Origin of the sequence: Streptomyces sp. NBC_00271, from assembly GCF_036178845.1 — a bacterium.
GTDB lineage: Bacteria > Actinomycetota > Actinomycetes > Streptomycetales > Streptomycetaceae > Streptomyces.
In genome coordinates, this window is sequence record NZ_CP108070.1 from 6,442,385 (window position 1) to 6,465,405 (window position 23,021).

At 69.4% G+C, this 23,021-nt stretch carries 20 protein-coding genes, 1 tRNA gene and 2 pseudogenes; 12 read left to right on the forward strand and 11 right to left on the reverse strand.

Annotated elements, in window-relative coordinates:
• Positions 1-15 precede the first annotated feature (15 nt).
• Positions 16-309: a DUF1330 domain-containing protein gene (locus OG798_RS29460; protein WP_121415470.1), complete on the reverse strand. Its 294-nt coding sequence runs from the start codon at positions 307-309 to the stop codon at positions 16-18.
• A 332-nt stretch (positions 310-641) separates the two neighbouring features.
• Here OG798_RS29460 and OG798_RS29465 point away from each other — a divergent pair, with 332 nt between their 5' ends.
• Entirely contained in the window at positions 642-3,839 is a 3,198-nt protein-coding gene (locus OG798_RS29465) for an FG-GAP repeat domain-containing protein (protein ID WP_328757940.1), read from the forward strand.
• A 98-nt stretch (positions 3,840-3,937) separates the two neighbouring features.
• On the opposite strand, the gene OG798_RS29470 is transcribed toward OG798_RS29465, so the two are convergent.
• From OG798_RS29470 to OG798_RS29480, 3 genes and pseudogenes are all read right to left on the reverse strand, one after another.
• The gene (locus tag OG798_RS29470; RefSeq protein WP_328757941.1) at positions 3,938-5,800 is read right to left on the reverse strand and encodes a recombinase family protein; all 1,863 of its coding nucleotides are present in this window, start codon (positions 5,798-5,800) and stop codon (positions 3,938-3,940) included.
• Positions 5,801-5,932: 132 nt separating this feature from the next.
• The gene (locus OG798_RS29475) at positions 5,933-6,280 is read right to left on the reverse strand and encodes a hypothetical protein (protein ID WP_328757942.1); all 348 of its coding nucleotides are present in this window, start codon (positions 6,278-6,280) and stop codon (positions 5,933-5,935) included.
• A gap of 556 nt (positions 6,281-6,836) precedes the next feature.
• Positions 6,837-7,074 (reverse strand): annotated as a pseudogene (locus OG798_RS29480) (hypothetical protein); the annotation flags it as partial.
• On the opposite strand from OG798_RS29480, the pseudogene OG798_RS29485 reads away from it, so the two are divergent.
• Positions 7,054-7,473, forward strand: a pseudogene (locus OG798_RS29485) (tyrosine-type recombinase/integrase); the annotation flags it as partial. The pseudogenes OG798_RS29480 and OG798_RS29485 overlap by 21 nt on opposite strands.
• Before the next feature lie 117 nt (positions 7,474-7,590).
• Here the strand turns inward: OG798_RS29485 and OG798_RS29490 are convergent.
• The 3 genes from OG798_RS29490 to OG798_RS29500 all read right to left on the reverse strand — a co-directional run bounded on the left by OG798_RS29490 (position 7,591) and on the right by OG798_RS29500 (position 9,558).
• Positions 7,591-7,664: transfer RNA gene (locus tag OG798_RS29490), tRNA-Pro, on the reverse strand.
• Positions 7,665-7,692: 28 nt separating this feature from the next.
• Complete coding sequence (locus tag OG798_RS29495; RefSeq protein ID WP_101896746.1) at positions 7,693-8,493, reverse strand: Pr6Pr family membrane protein; 801 nt, start codon at positions 8,491-8,493, stop codon at positions 7,693-7,695.
• A 138-nt stretch (positions 8,494-8,631) separates the two neighbouring features.
• On the reverse strand, positions 8,632-9,558 hold the full coding sequence (locus OG798_RS29500) for a metallophosphoesterase (protein ID WP_097225222.1): 927 nt from the start codon (positions 9,556-9,558) through the stop codon (positions 8,632-8,634).
• Between the two features lie 153 nt (positions 9,559-9,711).
• Between OG798_RS29500 and OG798_RS29505 the strand changes: the two genes are divergently transcribed.
• Both OG798_RS29505 and OG798_RS29510 read left to right on the forward strand, forming a co-directional pair.
• Complete coding sequence (locus OG798_RS29505) at positions 9,712-10,176, forward strand: GatB/YqeY domain-containing protein (protein WP_095857889.1); 465 nt, start codon at positions 9,712-9,714, stop codon at positions 10,174-10,176.
• A 37-nt stretch (positions 10,177-10,213) separates the two neighbouring features.
• On the forward strand, positions 10,214-10,366 hold the full coding sequence (locus OG798_RS29510; RefSeq protein ID WP_328757943.1) for a hypothetical protein: 153 nt from the start codon (positions 10,214-10,216) through the stop codon (positions 10,364-10,366).
• Between the two features lie 91 nt (positions 10,367-10,457).
• Here OG798_RS29510 and OG798_RS29515 read toward each other — a convergent pair whose 3' ends face one another.
• The gene (locus OG798_RS29515; protein WP_095853389.1) at positions 10,458-12,761 is read right to left on the reverse strand and encodes a transglycosylase domain-containing protein; all 2,304 of its coding nucleotides are present in this window, start codon (positions 12,759-12,761) and stop codon (positions 10,458-10,460) included.
• A 408-nt stretch (positions 12,762-13,169) separates the two neighbouring features.
• On the opposite strand from OG798_RS29515, the gene wblA reads away from it, so the two are divergent.
• Positions 13,170-13,508 carry a transcriptional regulator WblA gene (wblA, locus tag OG798_RS29520; RefSeq protein WP_028799159.1) on the forward strand — a complete coding sequence of 113 codons (339 nt, stop codon included), beginning with the start codon at positions 13,170-13,172 and terminating at the stop codon, positions 13,506-13,508.
• 236 nt (positions 13,509-13,744) lie between these two features.
• On the opposite strand, the gene OG798_RS29525 is transcribed toward wblA, so the two are convergent.
• Positions 13,745-15,178, reverse strand: a complete 1,434-nt coding sequence (locus tag OG798_RS29525) for an ArsA family ATPase (RefSeq protein WP_121415467.1) — start codon at positions 15,176-15,178, stop codon at positions 13,745-13,747.
• Positions 15,175-16,152: an ArsA family ATPase gene (locus tag OG798_RS29530; RefSeq protein ID WP_097225221.1), complete on the reverse strand. Its 978-nt coding sequence runs from the start codon at positions 16,150-16,152 to the stop codon at positions 15,175-15,177. Before OG798_RS29530 ends, OG798_RS29525 begins: the two co-directional genes overlap by 4 nt.
• A 95-nt stretch (positions 16,153-16,247) precedes the next feature.
• Here OG798_RS29530 and OG798_RS29535 point away from each other — a divergent pair, with 95 nt between their 5' ends.
• The 4 genes from OG798_RS29535 (at position 16,248) to OG798_RS29550 (ending at position 18,681) form a co-directional block, all read left to right on the forward strand.
• On the forward strand, positions 16,248-16,409 hold the full coding sequence (locus OG798_RS29535; RefSeq protein WP_075033571.1) for a DUF4177 domain-containing protein: 162 nt from the start codon (positions 16,248-16,250) through the stop codon (positions 16,407-16,409).
• On the forward strand, positions 16,406-16,876 hold the full coding sequence (locus tag OG798_RS29540; RefSeq protein WP_095853386.1) for a RidA family protein: 471 nt from the start codon (positions 16,406-16,408) through the stop codon (positions 16,874-16,876). The genes OG798_RS29535 and OG798_RS29540 overlap by 4 nt, the downstream gene beginning before the upstream one ends.
• Before the next feature lie 108 nt (positions 16,877-16,984).
• Entirely contained in the window at positions 16,985-17,854 is an 870-nt protein-coding gene (locus OG798_RS29545; protein ID WP_261688375.1) for an NUDIX hydrolase, read from the forward strand.
• Positions 17,851-18,681 carry an MBL fold metallo-hydrolase gene (locus tag OG798_RS29550; RefSeq protein ID WP_267062480.1) on the forward strand — a complete coding sequence of 277 codons (831 nt, stop codon included), beginning with the start codon at positions 17,851-17,853 and terminating at the stop codon, positions 18,679-18,681. The genes OG798_RS29545 and OG798_RS29550 overlap by 4 nt, the downstream gene beginning before the upstream one ends.
• Before the next feature lie 107 nt (positions 18,682-18,788).
• On the opposite strand, the gene OG798_RS29555 is transcribed toward OG798_RS29550, so the two are convergent.
• Positions 18,789-19,463: a Crp/Fnr family transcriptional regulator gene (locus tag OG798_RS29555; RefSeq protein ID WP_006382668.1), complete on the reverse strand. Its 675-nt coding sequence runs from the start codon at positions 19,461-19,463 to the stop codon at positions 18,789-18,791.
• A gap of 303 nt (positions 19,464-19,766) precedes the next feature.
• On the opposite strand from OG798_RS29555, the gene nth reads away from it, so the two are divergent.
• From nth to OG798_RS29570, 3 genes are all read left to right on the forward strand, one after another.
• The gene (nth, locus tag OG798_RS29560; RefSeq protein ID WP_121415464.1) at positions 19,767-20,846 is read left to right on the forward strand and encodes an endonuclease III; all 1,080 of its coding nucleotides are present in this window, start codon (positions 19,767-19,769) and stop codon (positions 20,844-20,846) included.
• A gap of 280 nt (positions 20,847-21,126) precedes the next feature.
• The gene (locus tag OG798_RS29565; RefSeq protein WP_095857888.1) at positions 21,127-21,786 is read left to right on the forward strand and encodes an NUDIX hydrolase; all 660 of its coding nucleotides are present in this window, start codon (positions 21,127-21,129) and stop codon (positions 21,784-21,786) included.
• Positions 21,787-21,799: 13 nt separating this feature from the next.
• Positions 21,800-22,999 (forward strand): MarP family serine protease, encoded by a 1,200-nt coding sequence (locus tag OG798_RS29570; protein WP_095857887.1) that lies wholly within the window; start codon positions 21,800-21,802, stop codon positions 22,997-22,999.
• Positions 23,000-23,021 lie beyond the last annotated feature (22 nt).

Below are 23,021 nucleotides of genomic sequence, written 5' to 3' on the forward strand. Positions count from 1 at the left end.
ACGCAGCCTCGATCGTCAGTCGAGGCCTTCGATGATGCGGAAGTCGCGCTCGACGCCGTCAGCAAGTGCGGCCAGCGCCTCCTGGTAGGCCGCACTCGCATGTGCGGCGACCGCCTGTTCGAAGCTGTCGAACTCGATCAGGACGGTGCGCTCGGCGATTCCGGCGTCGTGTGCGACGACCCGGCTGCCGCGGGCGAGCAGCCGCCCGCCTGCGGCCTCGACGGCTGGACCAGCCAGCTTGCTGTAGGCAACCAGCTTCTCGGGGTCCGCAATGGTGCGGTAGGCGCTGACCCAATAGCCCTTGGCCACGGTACCTCCTGTGTTCGGAATTGATGCTCAGAAGCATGCTCAGATCCATGGCCGGCGCGCTGTGGGTCAGCGAGCCGGCGTTAGCGGGCGTCACCGCCTTCGGCCACCACCGGCCCCCGGATGGTCGCTCCCGGGCCGCCCCCGCCGGGGCGTCGTCGGATTGTCTGATCGTAATCCCGTCAAGGCGGACTGGGACCCTCGTTGATCGACTAGCGTTTACCGCGCAAGTGGCTGACGAGATCCATCGCAGCCACCGGGGACTGACGCGGCAGTGCGTCCGGCCGCGAACGGGGCGCCGTGCGGCGGCAGACAATCACATCAATGAGGGGGGCGTGGGGGCACTGACCCGGACGTCGACGGAACCACTGCGTGGAGGCCGCCGCCGCAGAGGTGGCGCGGGCCTCGCGGCCGGTGCGGCCGCCACGATTCTGGCGGTCGCGGGAACAGCAATCCCGCTCGCCGTGGCCGCGCCGCCCGCGCAGGCCGCCCAGATGGCGACCGCGGCGGACTCGTCCCAGGAGGTCGTGATCCCGCCCGCCGACCGGGCCACACCCCGTGTGGACACCCCGCTGGCGGTGGGCAGCACCGGTTTTCTGCACCAGCAGGAGGGCCGCGACGGCTACACCTGGACTGACTTCGCGAGCGGCACCTCGACGCAGGTGCCCGGCCTGAAGACCTTGCCAGCCAATGCGCTCGTACGCCCCGTCGGCGCCGGGGGCGACCTGCTCGCCATCTCACCGAGCCTGGCCCGGGGCGCCACCTGGTACACCTTGCTCGATCCGCATACCGGTGAGCGCCGGGACGTGCAGCTCCCGGCGCGCTATACCTTCCGGGGGACCGTCGACGGCAAGGTGCTGGCACTGGAGTCCGCGACCAGCACCACCAGCTCCGCCGGAGTGCTCCTGGACCCGGGAGCCGACGCCGCGCAGCCGCTGCACATCACCGGCCTGCCCGCGGGTGCCCAGCTGAACAGCCTCTCCCTGCAGCAGCAGGCCACGGACGACCGCGGCGCGGTGATCTCCTTCCGGCAGGACGGCGCGTACCGCTACGGCCTACTGGACCCTACGACGGCCGTGATCACCCCGCTCCCCGAGGCGATGAGCGGCGAGGGCCTGAACATCCTGCTGAGCGCCGATCGCATCGCCTGGTGGGGGCACGGCTACGCCAGCCTGCGCTGGCTGCCGCGAGGGGACTTCTCCTCCGGGACGCAGGAGTTCCCGCTCCCCGACGACGCGTACCCCCTGGCCCTGCTCGGCGACACCCTCCTGACCTCGGCCCCGGACACCACCTCGGGCACCACGCTCGGCCGGCGGCTGACCGCCCGGTCGCTCGACGGCGCGGAGCCGACCACCGTACTCGACCATCTCGCGCTCGTATCGGACTCCCCGCCGCAGGCGGCGGACGGAAGCACCTTGTTCGTCGGCGGTACCGGCAGCGGCGACTGGGCGGTGCACCGCTTCACCGCGCGCCCCGAGGAGACACCGGCACACGAGGTGGCCCAGCCGCTGCCCCCGGTGACCGCCAAGCTCCTGGGACTGAGCCTGTACCGGGGCACCCTCGACCGGGTGGACAGCACCGAGGGCAAGATCTCCATCCACCAGCAGGACATCGGCATCGGGCCGGTCCCCGTCGCGGGAGCGGCCGAGCCCCTGCCCGTGGGCATGCCCACGTCCACCGTGCGCTGTGCGACGGGTGAGGACTGCGTACGGATCGTGGAGGGCAACGGGTACGGGGTGTCCTTCCTCTCCGAGACGGGCGGGCGGACGTACCTGGAGACCCGGGTGGACCCCTACACCTCGCACGTGCAGATGCAGTTGCCCGGCAGCGGCGGCGAGGTCCGGGACGCGTCCCCCTCGTACGTGGTGGTGGACGGCGGTTCCCCGAAGACCCAGTACCTGATCTACCCGGGCTACAGCAAGGTGATCCGCAGCCGCCCGGTGCAGGCCGCGGCGCTCTGGTACTCCACCCTGTGGAGCGCGACCCCCGCCAACCCCGGAACGCTGACCGCGGAGCGGCTGACCTCGGACGCCACCACGCCCGCCAAGCCCGTGCGCACCGTGCGGACCGGCGCCACCTGCGTGCCCACCGAGCTGCAGGCGACCGCGCGATGGCTCTACTGGTCCTGCGGTGCCGACAAGCAGGCCGGCGTGTACGACCTGACGAACAACCGTGGTTTCACCGTGCCGTCGGGCCCCGCCATGCTCGGCGACGGCTACGTGATCCGGCACGACCGTGCGGCGGGCGAGCTCAAGCTGACTGACTTCCACACCGGCAGCCCGCTCGCGGAGCGCTTCTTCGCCGCCCTCCCCGCCGGCACGCTCGCGGACGACCGCAGGATCACGTGGACCGTGGACAAGTACAGCGGTCACGTCGCCTACGTGGACGCCGACCGCCGCGTGCACGTGGCGGCGGACGGCGTGCCGGACTCCGCCCCGGTCAGGGGGGAGGAGTACATCGCCGATGGCGTGGCGCCGAGGACGACCTCGTCGTACTACTCGACCTGGACGGCCTCGTTCGAGCTGAGCCGCCCCGTGGACTCCTGGGAAGTGGACATCGCCCAGAAGGCGACCGGGCGCAGGGTGGCCACGCTGCGGGGCGGAGCCGTACGCGGCCGCGACGCCATCGGGGCCTCGTGGAACGGCAGGGAGCCGAACGGCGCTCTCCCCCCGAGTGGTACCTACACCTGGCAGCTGACCGCCCGCGTCGGTGGCGGGACCGCGCCGGTGCGGGTGGGAAGCGGCACCCTCCAGGTGATGTGCGGCGCCCTGCCCACCCACGTCTACGACTGCGACGGCTTCCCCGACATGGTGGCGGTCCGCAAGGACGGCCGGACCGACTCGTGGGAGGGGCACCCCCAGGGGCACCTCTACAACCGCAGCTACACCGCGGACTGGCCGACCTCCTCCACCCTCGTGCCGGTCGGCGACATCAACGGCGACGGGTACGCGGACATGCTGGTCCGCAACTCCACCGGCGAGCTGCGGGCGTACTGGGGCTTCGGGCAGGTGTACTTCGCCCGGGGGACTAACAAGTCCACCGTCATCGGCAAGGGCTGGAACACGTACAACCTGCTGACCTCGTCCGGGGACCTCAACCGCGACGGCCGCTCCGACCTGTTGACCCGTGACCGGTCCGGAGCCCTGTGGTTCCACGCCGGCACTGGCAAGGGCACGTTCAAGTCTCGGGTGCGCGTAGGCACCGGGCTGTCCGGCTATACGGCGCTGGTGGGAGTGGGCGACCTCAATGGCGACGGAACCGGAGACCTTCTGGGTCGGGACAAGGCCGGGAGCCTCTACCGCTGGTACGGCAACGGAAGGGGCGGCTTCGGGGGGCGAGTGAAGATCGCCTCGGGCTTCAACACGTACAACGCCCTGGTCGGTGTCGGCGACCTGACCCAGGACGGGCGCAACGACCTCCTCACCCGCGATACCGCGGGCAACCTGTACCGCTGGGCGGGCAACGGCAAGGGCGGCTTCGGTGGACGTGTGAAGATCGGCAGTGGCTGGGGCGTCTACAAGGCGCTGTACTGACGGTCGGGAACAACAGCCTCCAGGCCTGCGCCTCCACAGGGAGATGCGGGCCTGATGAGGGCGACCGCAATGCTGCGCGACACAGGGTGCGGTGAATGTCAGAGGGGTGCCCCCCGTGTCCAGGGCACCCCCTGGCGGGTGCGTTCGCTGGCGGAGAGTGTGGGATTCGTACTCGTGGTGACATAGCTGCCACGACGGTTTTCAAGAGCGTTGCGCTTTGCGAGCCCAATCCCACCCTGACCAGCACGTTTCTCGCCCACAGCCGAGATTGGGATGAGCTGTTGGCCAGAGGATGGCCAGACACGCCCCCAACGCAATGGGTAACTCGGGCGTGAGTCACCCTCCGTAGCGTCTTGATCTTGGTGCTGGCTATCGTTGGCGGCGTGTTCGCGGACGGGGATGCGGTGCCGGATGGTGATCTTCTCGGGGCCGATGAGCACGTCTTTGACGAGGAGTCGCAGGACGCGCTGGCGCTCGGGGACCTCGGCGCTTTCGGCGTTGTCGCGGAGCTGGGCGAGGAATCCTTCGAGGTCGTCGGCGAGCTTGAGGTAGGCGTCGCGGTCGGCGATCGATGCGTCCAGAGCGGCGAGCTGGCTGCGGAGGTTGCTCTCGCGGGCGCGTAGATCGGGCATGCGGGAGCGGAGTTCGTCGAGGGTGACGAGCTGTTCCTGGAACGCTTCGATCATGCGGGTGATCGAGGTGGTGGCCTTGGACAGGGCCAGTTCGAGCCGGCCGCGCTGCCGTGTGGCGGGGTCGGACGTGCGGGCGCGTTCGAGCCGCTTGTCGATCTCGTTCCGGATCAGGTGCGGGTCGGCGATCATGCCGATGATGTGGTCCCAGACGACGGTGTCGAGGTAGTCGGCGCGGACGGGCTTGTTGGTGCAGACCCGGCCTCCCTCGTAGCGGTAGTCGTCGGAGCCCAGGCACCGGTAGTAGTAGATCTTCTTGCCTGAGGTGGTGGTGGTCGAGGTGCGGTAGTAGCCGTATCCGCAGCTCACGCAGGCCGACAGGCCCTGAAGGAGGGAGGGGACCTTGCTGTTGCGGGAGGCGAAGCGTTTGTTGTCGGCGAGCCGCTGGGCGGCGCGTTCGAAGGTCGCCGGGGTGATGAGTGCGGGAACGGGGATGGTGATCCACTCCTCGTGGGGCCGGTCGGCGGCCTTGACGGCGCGTGGGGTGCTGCGGCCCTCCAGGCGGGCCCTGCGGTTGAGACCCGGAGACTCGTGGAGGATCCGGGTCTTGCCGAAGGCCGCCTGGCCTGCGTAGGCGGGGTTGCGGAGCATGCCCCAGACCACGCTGCGGTCCCAGCGGGTCTTCCCGGTGCGGGTGGGGGTGTTGCTGCTGGTGAGCCAGCGGGTCAGGTCCGCGATGGAGGCTCCGTCGTCGGTGTAGCGGCGGAACAGCTCCACCACCAGCGCCGCCTCGGACTCGACGATCTCGTAAGTGGCCCCGCATTCGGGGGTTTTGCGCAGGTAGCGGTAGCCGAACGGGGCGCCGCCCAGCACGTTGACCGATCCGGAGCGGGCCCGGTAGGTCTTCCCGCGCCGGTAGCGCTCCATCAGCTGGGCTTTCTCGTATTCGGCGAACATGCCCTGGAACTGGACCATCAGCTGGTCCTCGGGAGTGTCGCCGCGCGGGCCCCGTACGAACTCCACCCGGGTGCCCGCCCGGGCGAACTCCTCGATCAGCAGGGCCTGGTAGGCGAACTTGCGGGCCAGGCGGTCGGGTGCGTAACACAGGACCACGTCCACGCCGACCTGGGCGACAAGGTCCCGCAGCCGCTCCAGCGCGGGCCGCACCAGGGTCGCCCCGGAGTGGCCCTCGTCCTCGAACACCCACTCCTCGGGCAGCTCAAGATGCGAGGCGGCGGCGTGTGCCCGCAGGGCCGCGGTCTGCGAGCCGATCGTCTGGTCCTTCTTCTGCCGGGCGGACGACACCCGGGCGTAGATCGCCGCGCTGGTCATCGGCTCCTCCTGCCTGATCGGGGCCGGCCCGCACCCGGGCCCGGCGCTGCGGCACCAACACCGCGTAGGCCGCGGACAGGTCCGCCGCCGCATGACGGTCGAAGACCGCCTCCACCTCCACCCGTCGGCCGCTCACCGGCCCGGCTGGCCCTCCGGGGCATCCCGCTGCAGGAACTCGGCCAGGGCCTGGGCCACCACCGCGGAGATCGCCCGGTCGCTCTCGTGGGCACGGCTGCGAATCCGTCCTGCCAGAGATTCCGGCAGCTTGACGGTGAACACCACGCTCGACTCGGGGACTTCGACTCGGCCAGCAGCCATGGCCTGCTCCAGATACCGGCGTGCCTGACGCACCGACACCCCGTACCTGCTCGCCAACGTGCGGGCGGCTGCGGCCGCGGGCACACCCGCTGCGGCCAGATCCGCGGCGGCGTTGACCCGCCGGGCGTACTCGACGCTATCGACACGATCACCACGCACCATGTCACAAACCTACTACCCATTGTGACGCCCCTTACCCTCCGTGCGGGGAAGGAGTTCCAGCCGACGGTAGCTGAGCGTCACCTCGAAGCAGAAGTTGCCCATTGCGTTGAGGGCGTGAGGAGCGCCCTGTGCGATGTGTTGTTCCGTCACCGCATTAGACTCCCTGCTTCACTGACGAGGGGGAGCCCGTAGATGACGTCATATCAATTGGGCCAGTTGGACGGCTGGGTCGCCATGGCACTCTTGGTCATCTGGGGAGCGACAGGCCGATGGCGGTACCACCCACGCCCTGAAGGCAGGAGCACCGAGGAAGTCGCCACCGAGGCGCGGCGACGATCCCGGTTGGTCAAACGTTCGATTCTTGCCGTCGCCACGCTGTGGATCCTGACGGACGTCGCCATCACCATATGGGCTTCGTGAAAGCCGGAGACCTTCAGCTTTCACACTCAACTCTGCCTCCGTCCAGAGCCCTTCCTCGGCTTCCGGCGTGAGCGTGATGGTGGCCACGGTCTCGTCACCAGCTTGGTCACGTCGCCCGGTTGGGCAGGGATAATTCTCACTGAGGCTCGTTCTCACTCCGGGCGGACAGGTCGCCGATCTCGTAGTTCATCTGGTTCAAGTCGCCCCGGAACGTCGTGATGGTGCACCGGATAGGCCGATCCGCTGTAGGTCGCCTGGGTCGACCAAGGAACGTCGTCTACATAGCGATGACAGAACCGCAATACGGCCTTCGTACCTGCCGCGATCTTCGGGCGATCGGCGATCTCCGCCGATGGCTGTTCCATCCGGCCACGACGGGGTGGTACCCGAAGAAGGCCCCACAGGAGGCGCGCCCCGTACCCGTGATGGCGCACCCTTGGCCAGGGGTGCCGGCGCGGGGCCGGAATGCCTCGGGCCGTGCCGACGCATGCTGGCTGCCGATCGCACGAGGCCTCACTCCGCACGGGCTCAGGCACTCCCACAAGACAGTCATGGAGGAGCTCGGGACCCCACCCAAGCTCATGGACGAATGCATGGGGCACGAGGATGGCTCGGTGCAAGCCCGCTACTCGCACATCACGGCGCGGATGAGGAACCGGCTCATGGACGAACTGACCGAGCAGTGGGAGGAGGCGTTGGCGGCACGGTCTGCCATGCACCCGCGGTCACCGGTGCGCGCGCTCGATGCGCTGCTGAGAGCGCGTCAGCGGTGACGTTCGGGGAGTCGATTTCCTTGATCCACTCCCCATCCACTCCCCACAGGCCCTGTGGAACGAGTCAGGGCCGGTTTCCCGTGAAGGAAAACCGGCCCTGACCTGGTGTTTCAGCTGTCGGGGTGGCGGGATTTGAACCCACGACCTCTTCGTCCCGAACGAAGCGCGCTGCCAAGCTGCGCTACACCCCGATTGTCGCTGCTCTCGCGGCGACGTCGTTTACTTTAGCCCACCGGTGGCCCGAGACGAAATCCGGTTTTCGGGGCGTCGTCCGCGGCGGCGGAACTGGTCGGGGCGGACGTGGTCCAGGGCGATGACGAGGAGGGCGAGGGCGTAGAAGGCGACGCCGAGGATCGCGGTGTTGCCGAGGATGCCCACGTAGCCGTGCCGGTCGACGTCGACGAAGGGGTAGAGGTAGCGCGCCGGGGTGCCGGGCGGCAGGATCTCTCCGCGGACGAGGGAAAAGACCAGGTAGGCGAGAGGGTAGACGAGCCACGTCGTCGCATGCCGGACGGCGAACGGTGCCGGGCGGGTCAGCAGGAGCCAGTCGATCACCGCGGCGATGGGGATCACCGTGTGCAGGATCTGGTTCGACAGCGCCTGCCAGCCGGTGTGCGGGGCGATGCCCCCGGTCATGGAGAAGCCGCTGGAGGGGTCCGCCAGGATCAGGTGGTAGACCAGGCCCGTGATCGAGATGTAGAGCAGCGTGCCGCCCATGAGGACCGGGGGCAGCGGGCGACGCGCCGCTCGTGCCCGCCGAGCCGAAGCGACGAAGACCACCGCCACCAGCAGGTTGGCCTGGATGGTGAAGTAGCTGAGCACGTGGAGCGGACTGCCCAGGCGCATCTCGATGGCCACGCCCGCGGCCGCGACGAGGGCGACCAGCAGGCGGAAGACGGCCACCAGGGGGCGGCGCACCGGGGCCACCACTGCCGTCGCCGGGACGATGGAGGGGGTCGGCGGGGGGATGCCCGGTATGGCGGGCAGGTCGGGTATGTCCCTGGGGAGTGGGGGGATCATGCCCCCACGCTAAGCAGAGGGGGCGAATCGGGCGATATGGGTCACCCGGATGGGTGACGGTCGAGCGCTCTCGACCGCCGCACTCCGGCCGACCCGCATCCGTCCGGTCGACCGCCCTCCGACCTGCTGCCGTCCGACCTACTGCCGAGCGACCAACGTCAGCAGTGACGCCTCCGGCGGGCACGCGAACCGTACCGGCGTGTAGCGGTTCGTACCGCAGCCCGCCGAGACGTGCAGGTACGACGTCTGCCCCTCCGCCGTGTGCGTGGACAGGCCCTTCACGCGGTCCGTGTCCAGGTCACAGTTGGTGACGAAGGCGCCGTAGAAGGGGAGGCACAGCTGGCCGCCGTGGGTGTGACCGGCCAGGACCAGGGGGTAGCCGTCCGCCGTGAACGCGTCGAGCGCACGCAGGTACGGGGCGTGGACCACGCCCATCGAGAAGTCGGCCGACTCCGACGGGCCACCGGCCACGCGCGCGTACCGGTCCCGCTTGATGTGCGGGTCGTCGAGGCCGGTCAGCTCGATCTCGGCGCCTTCTATCTTGAGCGTCCCCCGGGCGTTCGTCAGGTTCAGCCAGCCCGCCGTGTCGAAGCCGTCGCGCAGGTCTTCCCACGGGTTGTGGATGACGCCCACGGCCGGCCTGTTGCCGTTCAGACCGTGGCGGCCCTTGGACTTCTCCAGCAGGTACAGGGCGGGGTTGCGGAGTTTGGGGCCGTAGTAGTCGTTCGAACCGAAGACGTACGCACCGGGGAACTCCATCAACGGGCCGAGGGCGTCCAGGACTTCGGGGATGCCCTCCGTGTCGGAGAGGTTGTCCCCGGTGTTGATGACGAAGTCGGGGCGCAGCCCGGCCAGGGAGCGCAGCCAGCGCTGCTTCTTGCGCTGACCGCTCACCATGTGGATGTCGGAGACCTGGAGGATGCGCAGCGGCCGCATGCCTGGTGGCAGGACCGGGACCGTCACCCGTCGGAGGCGGAACGAGCGGGCCTCGAAACCCGCCGCGTACAACAGTCCGGCGGCGCCCACCGCCGCGATTCCCAGGGGTACTCCGTATTGCGCGCGCATACGTCCATCGTGTCAGACCCCGACAGCCCCGCGTTCCACCCTGTGGACAGCCTCGAACCTGTGGACAGCCTCGCGCCCATCGACGGCGTGTCCCAGGGCACGGCACTGAAATCAGCAGGCGACCGTCGCACCACACCTGCGACAATCGACGGCATGACCACGCTCAAGTCGAAGCTGCAGGAAGACCTCAACGCCGCCATCAAGGAGCGCGACGAGCTCCGCTCCGCGACGCTCCGGCTGACCCTCGCCGCGATCACCAAGGAGGAGGTCGCGGGCAAGACGAAGCGCGAGCTCTCCGACGACGAAGTACAGAAGGTGATCACCCGCGAGGCGAAGAAGCGCCGCGAGGCCGCGGACGCCTTCGCGCAGGGCGGGCGTCCCGAGTCGGCCGAGCGGGAGAAGGCGGAGGGGGTGGTCCTCGCCGCGTACCTGCCCAAGCAGCTGTCCGACGAGGAGCTCCAGCAGATCGTCGGGCAGGCCGTCGAGGAGGCCAGGGCGGCGGGTGCCGAGGGGCCGCGTGCCATGGGCCAGGTCATGAAGATCGTGAACCCGAAGGTCGCGGGGCAGGCCGAGGGCGGCCGTGTCGCCGCCGTGGTCAAGAAGCTGCTCGCGGGCTGAGTCCGAGAGGGACCGGAACCAGTAGTAGACGCGGTACGTGGACCCGTACAAGTACCTGCACCCGTACGAGTACCTGCACCCGTACGAGTACCTGCACCCGTACTCGTACCTGCACCCGTACTCGTACCTGCACCCGAATCCGCACGAGCACCCGTACCCGTGCCCGCACCCCCACCACCCCACTCACTAAAAGCCATCGGCCTCGGCGCTCCCGATCGGGGAAGCGCCGAGGCCGATGGCTGTGCTGTGCCGTTCTCTGTCAGCGGTCGTGTCGGGGTGGGTTACCCGCGACGACCCCCGTTGCCGTTCTGACCCTGAATGAAGCCCGAGGGGATCGAGAACGTGGGCGTCGGGAACCCGCCACCGTTCGTGTCACCAGTGGCGCCACTGATGGTGTTGCCGCTGGTCGTGTTCCCGTTGATGGTGTTGCCGTTGGTGGTGTTCCCACCGTTCGCGTTGCCCTTGTTGTCGCCGTTGTTCCCGTCGCCCGGGCCATGCTCGTTGTCCTTGGGCTTCTCGTCGGGAATGTCGACGAGGTTGAAGGACGGGGAGCCCTTACCCGAGAGGGCGCCGGTCATGGCGTCCTTCCAGATCGGGCCGGGCACCTGACCGCCGTAGACGAGGTCGTGGTAGACGCCACCGATGCGGATGCCCGTCATCTTGACGTTCTGCTTGGGGCTGCCGACCCAGACCGCGCCCGACAGGTTCGGCGTGTACCCGACGAACCAGGCGTTCTTGCGCTCGTCCGTCGTACCCGTCTTACCGGCGTTGTCGCGGTCGGAAAGGCCGGCCTGCTGACCCGTACCGGAGTCGATCACACCCTGGAGCAGCGTGTTGACGGTGTCCGCGGTCTTCTCGGACATGGCTCGCGAGCAGGTCGACTTCGGGACCTCGAGCGACTTCTCCTTGCCGTCGGCCTTCTGGGTGATCGACTCGATGGCGATCGGCGTGCAGTACATGCCCCGAGAGGCGAAGGTCGCGTACGCGCTCGCCATGGTCAGCGGGGAGATGCCCTTGGAGCCGAGGGTGATGGCGGGCACCTCGGGCAGCTTGTCGCCATTGCCCTGCACGACGTGCAGCTTGTCGGTGATCTTCACCACGGGGCAGATGCCGATGTCCGAGATCATCTGCACGAAGTAGGTGTTGACCGACTTGGCCATCGCCGTCTTCAGTGCGTACGGGCCCTTCTCTTCGGTGCTCTCGTTCGACAGCTTCTCGTTGGTCAGGTTGGTCCAGGGCTTGCTGCTGCACGTCTGTACGGGGCTGGGGTAGGCCATCTCGTACGGCGACGGGTACTGCTGGGTCGCCGGCCGGCCCTCCTCCAGCGCGGCCGCGGCCACGAACGGCTTGAAGGTCGAACCGGTCGGGAAGCCGTAGTTCGAACCGCCCATGTCACGGTCGACCGAGTAGTTGTACTCCGTCTCGTTCTTCCCGTAGCCGTACGGCCTCGACTGGCCCATGCCGACGATCTTCCCGGTGCCCGGCTCGACCAGGGTGGCCGCCGTGGCGACCGAGTCCGACTTGTTGACGTGGGACTTGATCGAGGACTGCACCGACTTCTGCGCCTGCGGGTCGAGCGTCGTACGGATGGTCAGGCCGCCCTGGTTCCAGAGCTTCGCCCGGGCCTCCTTGGTCTTGCCGAAGACCGGGTCGGTGAGGAACACGTTCTCCACGTACTTGCAGAAGAAGCTCGCGCCCTTGGCCGCCGTGATGCAGCCGTTCTTCGGCTGGCTGACCTTCAGGCCGAGCTTCGCCTCCTTGGCCTGGTCGGCCTCCTGCTGGGAGATGTCGTGCACCTCGGCCATGCGCTGCAGCACGGTGTTGCGACGCTTGGTGGCCTCCGCCTCGTCGTTCACCGGGTCGTACCGGCTGGGCGACTGGACGATGCCCGCGAGCAGCGCCGACTCCTGGAGGTTCAGGTCCTTGGCGGGCTTGGAGAAGTAGCGCTGGGCGGCGGCCTCGATGCCGTAGGCCTGCTCGCCGAAGAACGTGATGTTCAGGTAGTTCTCGAGGATCTTCTTCTTGCCGAGCTTCTCTTCCAGCTGGATCGCGTACTTGAGCTCGCGGACCTTGCGGCCGAGGGTCTGCTGGGTGGCCTGGGCGACCTTCGTCGGGTCGTCGCCGGCCTCCTCCACGAAGTAGTTCTTCACCAGCTGCTGGGTGAGCGTGGAGGCGCCCTGGGCGACCCCGCCGTTCTGCGCGTTCTGGTTCAGGGCGCGCAGGACGCCCTTCAGGTCGATCGCGCCGTGCTGGTAGAAGCGGGAGTCCTCGATCGCGACGATCGCCTTCTGCATGTACGGCGAGATGTCCTTGAGGTCGACCACCGTGCGGTCGCGCGAGTAGACCGTCGCGATCTGACCGCCCTTGCTGTCCAGGATGGTGGTGCGCTGACTCAGCGCGGGACTCTTCAGGTTGTCGGGAATCTCGTCGAACCCCTGGACGGAACCCTTGGCCGCGAGACCGAGCGCGCCCGCTGCGGGCAGCGCGATTCCGGCCATGACTGCTCCAGCGAGCACGCTGACACCGAGGAACTTGGCGGCCTGTTGCGTTGGCGACAGACCACCGCCCGAGCGCTTCTTTGGCATAGGGGCAGCCTACGTTCTCATTCGCCGGACACGCGTATATGCCTTGGCCTAAGCTGCTCTCAACTGTCACAGCAGTATGGCCACGTATCAATACGTCCGGCGACCCCGAATCGTTCCGGAGGTTCCCCAACTTTTTTGGGGAGGTCGTGTCCGAATCAGCCTCATGCGTCACCAGGCGTCCGTTGTGACTCAACTGAACTGTCCCGGTTTGCCGGGATACTCACGTATGTCCGCCGCTCACTCCCCCGGGTGATCTGCCGCTTACGCATAGTCCGTTCGGGCCATTCAAGATTGGGCCCGCAGGGGGTGTTGCGCTGTGCCTGCCTTCCGTAACGTCCTCAACTGGCGGCGGTGAATATGCCGCTGCCGCCGTGGGGGAGCCTCGATTCGGGAGAGGACGGCGCCGGTATGGGCTGGGTAACCGACTGGAGTGCGCAGGCGGCCTGCCGCACTACCGATCCGGATGAACTGTTCGTTCAAGGAGCAGCGCAGAACAGGGCGAAGGCAGTGTGCACCGGATGTCCGGTACGCACGGAGTGCCTCGCCGATGCGCTCGACAACCGCGTCGAATTCGGCGTGTGGGGTGGCATGACGGAGCGGGAGCGTCGCGCATTGCTGCGCAGGCGTCCCACCGTCACCTCGTGGCGTCGCCTGCTGGAGACCGCGCGTACGGAGTACGAGCGCGGCGCGGGCCTGCTGCCCCTCGACGAGGAAGAGGTGTACGAGCGCTACGCGGCGGTGGGCTGAGGGCGCCACGGAGGGCGTCCCGCGGGGCCACCTCGGCCCGCGTCGGACCCACCCGCCGCCTCAGACCCACTCACCGCCTCGGACCCACTCGCGTCAGGCCATCTCGGGCTTGCCTCAGGCCATCTCGGGCCGGCCACGAGTTCATGACCATGAGTTCATGACCACGAGCTCATGGCACGAGCTCATGGCACGAGCTCATGACTCAGGCCCGGCCCCGGGCCCGTGGACGGCGCCGCTCAGGCGTCGGTTTCAGGCAGCTCCGGCCGGTTGGCCGCGAGCCGGTCTCCGATGTCCCGCAGTCCTGCGAGGTCGTGTACGTCGCCGGGCAGCGCGGCCACTTCGGCAACCGCCACCTCCGGGTGGAGCGCGGCGAAGCGGTCACGCGTGCGCTGCTCGCGGGAGAGCAGCTGCATGCGCTCGGCGTGCAGTCTCAGCAGGCCTGCGGTGAGTTGTTCGACGGTCCGGTGCCCGTGCGGCGGCGTGTCGGTCGGTGCGTCGGTCCTGTCCATGGCGTCTGTGCTGTCCGTGGCGGCGGGGGAGCCTTCATCGGAACCGTCGGAGCCGGCTGGACCTTCGGAGCCGTCGGGAGCTGATGTCTCGGAAGCGGGAGATCCTGAACTGCCGTACATGTCGGGAGAGTTACGAAGTCCAGCTTTCCCGCCCTCCTGATCCACAATGCGGGCGTCGTCAAGATTTTCTACAGCCGTGGATTCAAGATCTTCCGCAGCCTCGGCATCGAGGTTCTCCGCGGCCGCGAGCGCCCGCTCGGCGGAGAGGTGGGCGGCACCGCTGCCGTGCACCCGGTTGAGTACGAGACCGGCGAACGGCATGTCCTCGGCCGCCAGCCGCTCCACGAAGTACGCGGCCTCGCGCAGCGCGTCCCGCTCCGGGGCCGCCACCACCAGGAACGCCGTCCCGGGCGCCTGGAGCAGCTTGTACGTGGCGTCCGCGCGCGTACGGAAGCCCCCGAACGTCGTGTCCATCGCCGCCACGAACGTCTGCACGTCCTTCAGGAGTTGTCCGCCCAGCAGCTTCCCCAGGGTGCCGGTCATCATCGACATCCCGACGTTCAGGAATTTCATCCCCGCACGCCCGCCCAGCTTCGCCGGCGCCGTCAGGAGCCGGATCAGCCGTCCGTCGAGGAAGGACCCGAGCCGCTTGGGCGCGTCAAGGAAGTCGAGCGCCGAGCGGGACGGCGGCGTGTCGACGACGATCAGGTCCCACTCGTCCCGGGCCCGCAGCTGCCCCAACTTCTCCATCGCCATGTACTCCTGCGTGCCCGCGAAGCCCGCCGAAAGCGACTGGTAGAAGGGGTTGTTCAGGATCACGGCCGCCCGCTCGCCGTCCGCGTGCGCCTCGACGATCTCGTCGAACGTGCGCTTCATGTCGAGCATCATGGCGTGCAGCTCGCCGCCCGCGGAGTCGTCGATGCCCTTCACGCGGCGTGGGACGTTGTCGAGGGAGTCGATGCCCATCGACTGGGCGAGCCGGCGCGCCGGGTCGATGGTGAGAACGACCACTTTGCGGCCCCGCTCGGCGGCGCGCAGCCCCAGAGCCGCCGCCGTGGTCGTCTTGCCGACGCCGCCCGAGCCGCAGCACACCACGATGCGGGTGTCGGGGTCGTCGAGCAGTGGGTCGAGGTCGAGTACGCGGGCCGGGTCCAGACTCATGAGATCCCTTGAGTGCGCAGTTCCGTGGCGAGCTCGTACAGGCCCGCCAGGTCCATTCCCTCGGCGAGCAGGGGGAGTTCGTGCAGCGGGAGGTCCTGCTCGGTCAGGACGGCCCGCTGCTCGCGCTCCAGGGTGTGCCGTTCGGCGTACTCCTCGGCCTGTTCCAGGAGAGGCCCGACGAGCCGCTCGGCGTTCCCGCCGCGGCGGGCGCCGCCGAGCCCCGCCGCCGAGAGCGACTTGGCGATGGCGCTGCGCGCGACAGCGCCCGTGAGCTCCAGGTCGACTTCGTCCAGGAGCGCGGGCCGCACCATGTTCACGATGATCCGTCCCACCGGCAGCTTCGCCGTCCGCAGCTCGGCGATGCCGTCCGCGGTCTCCTGGACGGGCATCTCCTCCAGCAGCGTCACCATGTGCACCGCCGTCTCCGGCGACTTCAGGACGCGCATCACGGCCTGCGCCTGATTGTGTATCGGCCCGATCTTGGCGAGCCCCGCGACCTCGTCGTTGACGTTCAGGAAGCGGGTGATGCGGCCCGTGGGTGGCGCGTCCATGACGACGTAGTCGTACGCGAAGCGCCCGCTCTTGTCCTTCCTGCGGACGGCCTCGCACGCCTTCCCCGTCAGGAGCACGTCCCTGAGACCGGGCGCGATGGTGGTCGCGAAGTCGATGGCGCCGAGCTTCTTCAGGGCCCGGCCGGCGCCGCCCAGTTTGTAGAACATCTGGAGGTAGTCCAGAAGGGCCAGTTCGGGGTCGATGGCGAGGGCGTACACCTCCCCGCCCCCCGGAGCGACGGCGATCTTCCTCTCCTCGTAGGGCAGCGCTTCTGTTTCGAAGAGCTGCGCGATGCCCTGTCTGCCCTCGACCTCGACGAGGAGGGTGCGCTTGCCCTCGGTCGCGAGGGCGAGCGCGAGGGCCGCGGCTACCGTGGTCTTGCCGGTACCGCCCTTGCCGCTGACGACCTGGAGCCTGCTCACGTCTTCGAGCCTAACCAGTCCGCCGCCGTACTACGCAGGAGGCTGTGGACAACGTGCGCGCGAGGCCCCCCGCGGCAACGACTACAGTCGGCGACATGACCAAGTGGGAATACGCAACCGTGCCGCTGCTCGTCCATGCCACGAAGCAGATTCTGGACACCTGGGGCGAGGACGGCTGGGAGCTCGTCCAGGTCGTGCCCGGGCCGAACAACCCCGAGCAGCTGGTGGCCTACCTGAAGCGCGAGAAGTCGGCATGAGCGGCGCCGTCGAGGCGAAGCTCGCGGAGCTCGGTCTGACGCTGCCGGGCGTCGTTCCGCCGCTGGCCGCCTATCAGCCCGCCGTGCAGTCCGGCGTGTACGTCTTCACGGCAGGGCAGCTGCCGATGGTGGACGGCAAGCTTCCGCTCACCGGCAAGGTGGGTGCGGAGGTCACGGCCGAGGAGGCCAAGGACCTGGCCCGCATCTGCGCGCTGAACGCGCTGGCCGCGGTCAAGTCCGTCGCGGGCGACCTCGACCGCATCGCGCGTGTCGTGAAGGTCGTCGGCTTCGTGGCCTCGGCCTCGGACTTCACCGGCCAGCCGGGTGTCCTCAACGGCGCGAGCGAGCTCCTGGGCGCGGCCCTGGGCGACAAGGGCGTCCACGCCCGCAGCGCGGTCGGCGTGGCCGTCCTCCCGCTGGACGCCCCGGTCGAGGTCGAGATCCAGGTGGAGCTGACGGCGGTGTAGGCGGTCGGGACCGGGGGCGGTTTTCTTCGCCCCCGCCGCCCCCACCCCCGGCCCGGGGATCCCCATGGGCCCCTCGAACATTCGCCCGGCTCGGGATAGCCTCCGGCCATGGCGAATGGGCAGTGGTATCCACCGGAGTGGCCCGAGCGGATCCGCGCGCTCGCGGAGGGCACGCTGATCCCGGTAGCCCCCAAGCGCGCGGCCACCGTCATGCTGCTCAAGGACACCCCCACCACCCCTGTGGTGCACATGCTGCGCAGACGCGCCTCCATGGCCTTCGCCGGAGGCGCGTACGCGTATCCGGGCGGCGGCGTGGACCCACGCGACGACGAACACCAGATCCGCTGGGCGGGCCCCACGCGCGCGTGGTGGGCGAACAGGCTCGGCACCGACGAGACGTCCGCCCAGGCCGTCGTCTGCGCGGCGGTCCGCGAGACGTACGAGGAGGCCGGTGTCCTGCTGGCGGGTCCCACCCCGGACACCGTGGTCGGCGACACCACCGGAGAGGACTGGGAGGCGGACCGTGCGGCCCTGGTCGCCCGCGACCTCTCCTTCGCCGAGTTCCTCGACCGCCGCGGACTCGTGCTCAGGTCCGACCTCCTGGGCGTCTGGACCCGCTGGATCACCCCGGAGTTCGAAAGCCGCCGCTACGACACCTGGTTCTTCGTGGCCGCCCTCCCGGAGGGCCAGCGCACCCGCAACGCCTCCACGGAGGCCGACCGCACGGTCTGGATCCGCCCCGCGGACGCGGCGGACGGGTACGACAAGGGCGAGCTCCTGATGATGCCGCCCACCGTCGCGACCCTGCGCCAGCTCATCCCGTACGACAGCGCCGCCGACGTCCTCGCCGCCGCACCCGCCCGTGATCTGACCCCGGTCCTGGCCAAGGCCCGCCTGGAGAACGGCGAAGTCGTCCTCGCCTGGCCGGGCCACGACGAGTTCACCAAGCACATCCCGACCGGTGGAGCCCCCGCATGACCGACGCCGCAGCCCTCCCCGGCCAGCCGCGAGGCGGGGTCCTCTCCGGCTCCGCCACCCCGCGCGCCGTCAACGTGCTCGCGCCCAACGCGTCCGCGATGACCCTGGACGGCACCAACACCTGGATCGTCTCCGAGCCGGACTCCGACCTGGCGGTGGTGATCGACCCCGGGCCCCTGGACGACGTACATCTGCGCAATGTCGTGGACACCGCCGAGAAGGCGGGGAAGCGGGTGGCGCTGACCCTGCTGACGCACGGGCACCCCGATCACGCCGAGGGCGCCGGGCGGTTCGCAGAACTGACGGACACGAAGGTGCGGGCGCTGGATCCGGCGCTGCGGCTCGGGGACGAGGGGCTGGCGCACCGTGACGTCATCGCCGTGGGCGGGCTCGAACTGCGTGTCGTACCGACCCCGGGCCACACCGCCGACTCGCTGTGCTTCCATCTCCCGGCCGATCGGGCCGTCCTGACGGGTGACACCATCCTCGGCCGCGGTACGACCGTGGTGGCCCACCCCGACGGCCGTCTGGGCGACTATCTGGACTCGCTGCGGCGGCTCAGGTCCCTGACCGTGGACGACGGCGTGCACACCGTGCTCCCGGGGCACGGGCCCGTCCTGGAGGACGCCCAGGGCGCCGTCGAGTTCTATCTCGCCCACCGCGCTCACCGCCTCGCCCAGGTCGAGACGGCGGTCGAGAACGGCTACCGGTTGCCGGCCGAGGTCGTCGCGCACGTGTACGCGGACGTGGACCGCTCGCTGTGGCCGGCGGCGGAGCTGTCGGTCCGGGCGCAGCTGGACTACCTCCGGGAACACGGCCTCATCTAGGCGCGAGAACCGGCGATAGCGGGGATGCCGGGACAGCGGGGACACGAGAAGGGCCCCGCTGTGCAGCGAGGCCCTTCAGGTGCGTCGAAAGTCGGCGCGCGGTGCGGTCAGCGCGAGCGCTTCGCGAGGCGCTCCACGTCCAGCAGGATGACCGCGCGGGCCTCCAGCCGGAGCCAGCCGCGGCCGGCGAAGTCGGCGAGCGCCTTGTTGACCGTCTCGCGGGACGCGCCGACCAGCTGGGCCAGCTCCTCCTGCGTGAGGTCGTGCACGACGTGGATGCCCTCCTCCGACTGCACACCGAAGCGCCGGGAGAGGTCCAGGAGCGCGCGGGCCACGCGGCCGGGCACGTCCGAGAAGACCAGGTCGGACATCTGGTCATTGGTCTTGCGCAGGCGCCGGGCGACGGCGCGCAGCAGTGCGGCGGCCACCTCGGGCCGCGCGTTCAGCCAGGGCTGGAGGTCGCCGTGGCCGAGGCCGAGCAGCTTGACCTCGGTCAGCGCGGTGGCGGTCGCCGTGCGCGGGCCCGGGTCGAACAGCGACAGCTCGCCGATGAGCTCACCGGGGCCCAGGACGGCCAGCATGTTCTCGCGGCCGTCGGGTGAGGTGCGGTGGAGCTTCACCTTGCCCTCGGTGACCACGTAAAGGCGGTCGCCGGGGTCGCCCTCGTGGAAGAGAGCGTCGCCGCGTGCGAGGGTCACCTCACTCATGGAGGCGCGGAGCTCCGCGGCCTGCTCGTCATCGAGCGCCGCGAAGAGCGGGGCGCGCCGCAGAACGTCGTCCACGAGTTCTCTCCTTGTCGACCTGCTCAGGGGATCTTGCTCCCCCGTGATACCAGGGGAGCGTGTTCCCCATCTTGCTGGACGGTCCAAACAGTGTGATCAGTCACAAGTCTGCCGCACTGGCGTGCCGGGCAGTGCGGCAGGGGGCCAATTGGGGGCTGATCTTCTGGGTCCGGGGCGGATGTCGGTGGGGGGCTTTAGGCTGGCCGGGTGTCCAAATCGCCGGTGAGAGCACAGGCCAAGGGGGCTGGGCGGGTGGTTGTACGTCGCGATTCCGCTGTGGGCGAACAGAGTTCCACTGACAGTATGAAAACGACAAAAGCGACAAAATCGACGCCGGTGAAGCCGGTCGAGAAGCCAGTCGCGAAGAAGGCCGCGAAGAAGGCTGCCAAAAAGGTGACACCCACGACGGGGAAGACGACAGGCGTGGCCAAGAAGGCGACGGCCACGGTCAAGAAGGCGGCGGCTGCTTCCAAGGAGGCGGCACCGGCCAAGACGGCTGCTTCCAAGAAGGTGGCGCCGGCCAAGACGGCTGCTTCCAAGAAGGTGGCGGCTGCCAAGACCGTGGCCAAGAAGACTGCCCCCGCCCAAGCCGCCCCCAAGAAGGCGATCGTCGAGTCCCACGCCGCTCTCGTGCGCCGCGCCCGCCGCATCAACCGCGAGCTCGCCGAGGTGTACCCGTACGCCCACCCGGAGCTGGACTTCGAGAACCCCTTCCAGCTGGTGATCGCCACGGTCCTGTCGGCCCAGACGACCGACCTGCGGGTGAACCAGACGACTCCGGGGCTCTTCGCCAAGTACCCCACGCCCGAGGACCTCGCCGCGGCGAATCCGGAGGAGGTCGAGGAGATCCTCCGTCCGACCGGTTTCTTCCGGGCCAAGACCAAGTCGGTGATAGGGCTCTCCAAGGCCTTGGTGGAGGACTTCGGGGGCGAGGTCCCCGGCCGCCTCGAAGACCTCGTCAAGCTCCCCGGCGTAGGCCGCAAGACCGCCTTCGTCGTCCTGGGCAACGCCTTCGGGCGGCCCGGCATCACCGTGGACACCCACTTCGGCCGGCTCGTGCGCCGCTGGCAGTGGACCGACGAGACCGACCCGGACAAGGTCGAGGCCGCCGTCGGCGCGCTCTTCCCGAAGAGCGAGTGGACGATGCTCTCGCACCACGTGATCTTCCACGGCCGCCGCATCTGCCACGCCCGCAAGCCCGCGTGCGGCGCCTGCCCCATCGCCCCGCTCTGCCCCGCGTACGGGGAGGGCGAGACGGACCCGGAGAAGGCGCGCAAGCTCCTGAAGTACGAGAAGGGCGGCTTCCCCGGCCAACGCCTCAACCCGCCGCAGTCCTACCTGGACGCGGGCGGCATCCCGGCACCCCCACTGGGCGCCGGATGACGGAACGAACACGGCGCCGCCCGGCGTTGGGGAGAGCAGAACGGGGGTGGCGATGACGCACGCGAGCAACACGCACAGCAGGCACGACGAGCCGGACACACACCGCACGCACGACGAGACGGGCACGCACGGCACACAGATCGAGCCCGGCACGCACGGCACGCAGAACGAGTCGGGCACGCACGGCACGCTGAACGAGACGGGCTCACACCGCACGTACGACGGACCCGGCGCACACCACCGCTCACACGAAGGCCCCGACTCGGACAACGGCCGGGTCGTGGTGACCAAGGACGGTCTGCCCGCCTGGCTCGACCCGGTGGTGCACGCCGTCGAGACCGTGGAGCCGCTCCAGCTGAGCCGCTTCCTGCCGCCGTCGAACGGCGCGGGGCGGCAGTCCGCCGTGCTCATCCTCTTCGGCGAGGGCGTCCGCGGCCCCGAGCTGCTGCTGATGGAGCGTGCCAGCTCCCTGCGCTCGCACGCGGGGCAGCCTTCTTTCCCCGGTGGTGCACTCGACCCGCAGGACGGTGACCCGAAGGCCGACGGGCCGCTGCGAGCCGCGCTGCGGGAGGCCGAGGAGGAGACCGGGCTCGACCCGAGCGGCGTCCAGCTCTTCGGCGTGCTGCCGAAGCTCTACATCCCGGTGAGCAGCTTCGTGGTCACCCCGGTCCTGGGCTGGTGGCGTGAGCCGACCCCGGTCGGCGTGGTCGATCCGGCCGAGACGGCCCGGGTCTTCACGGTCCCCGTGGCGGATCTCACGAACCCCGCCCACCGCGCGACGACCGTGCACCCCAGCGGTCACCGAGGTCCGGCATTCCTGGTCGAATCGGCCCTTGTCTGGGGCTTCACCGCGGGGATCATCGACCGCCTGCTGCACTACGCGGGCTGGGAGCTGCCCTGGGACCGCGAGAAGCAGGTCCCGCTCGACTGGCGCGCATGACAGGGTGGCCCCCGTGAACGTGCTGGACATCCTGTTGCTGGTCGCCGCCGTGTGGTTCGCGATCGTGGGCTACCGCCAGGGCTTCGTCGTCGGCATCCTGTCGGTGATCGGCTTCCTGGGCGGCGGCCTCGTCGCCGTCTATCTGCTCCCCGTCATCTGGGGTGCCCTGACAGACGACTCCAAGGTGAGTACGACCGCCGCCGTGGTCGCGGTGATCGTCGTGATCGTCTGCGCCTCCGTCGGCCAGGCCCTCACCACCCACCTCGGCAACAAACTGCGCCGGTACATCACCTGGTCCCCGGCCCGCGCCCTGGACGCGACCGGCGGCGCCCTCGTCAACGTCGTCGCGATGCTCCTGGTCGCCTGGCTGATCGGCTCGGCCCTCGCGGGCACGACGCTGCCGACGCTCGGCAAGGAGGTCCGGGGCTCCAAGGTGCTCCACGGCGTCTCCAGCGCCCTGCCCTCCCAGGCCGACACCTGGTTCGCCGACTTCTCCTCGGTCCTCGCGCAGAACGGCTTCCCGCAGGTCTTCAGCCCGTTCGCCAACGAACCCATCACCGACGTCCAGCCCCCCGACCCGGCGCTCGCGAACAGCCCCGTCTCCATCCGCGCCCAGAAGTCCATCGTCAAGGTGATGGGCACCGCGCAGAGCTGCGGCAAGGTCCTCGAGGGCAGCGGCTTCGTCTTCGGCAACCGCCGCGTGATGACCAACGCGCACGTGGTCGGCGGAGTCGACGAGCCCACCGTCCAGATCGGCGGCGAGGGCAGGAAGTACGACGCCAAGGTCGTCCTGTACGACTGGGAGCGCGACATCGCCGTACTCGACGTACCGAACCTGGACGCGCCCGCCCTCCAGTTCACCGCCAAGGACGCGGCGAGCGGCAACAACGCGATCGTCGCCGGCTTCCCGCAGAACGGCGCGTACAACGTCCAGCCCGCGCGCGTGCGCGGCCGCATCACGGCCAACGGCCCGGACATCTACCACCGCGGAACCGTGCGCCGCGACGTCTACTCGCTCTACGCGACCGTGCGCCAGGGCAACTCGGGCGGCCCGCTGCTCACGCCCGACGGCAAGGTGTACGGAGTGGTCTTCGCGAAGTCCCTCGACGACGCCAACACCGGGTACGCGCTCACCGCGGACGAGGTCCAGCCGGACGCCACCAAGGGCCGTGCGGCCGATCAGCAGGTGGACAGCGACAGCTGCGCGCTCTGAGAGCGAAGGGTGACGGGCCGCT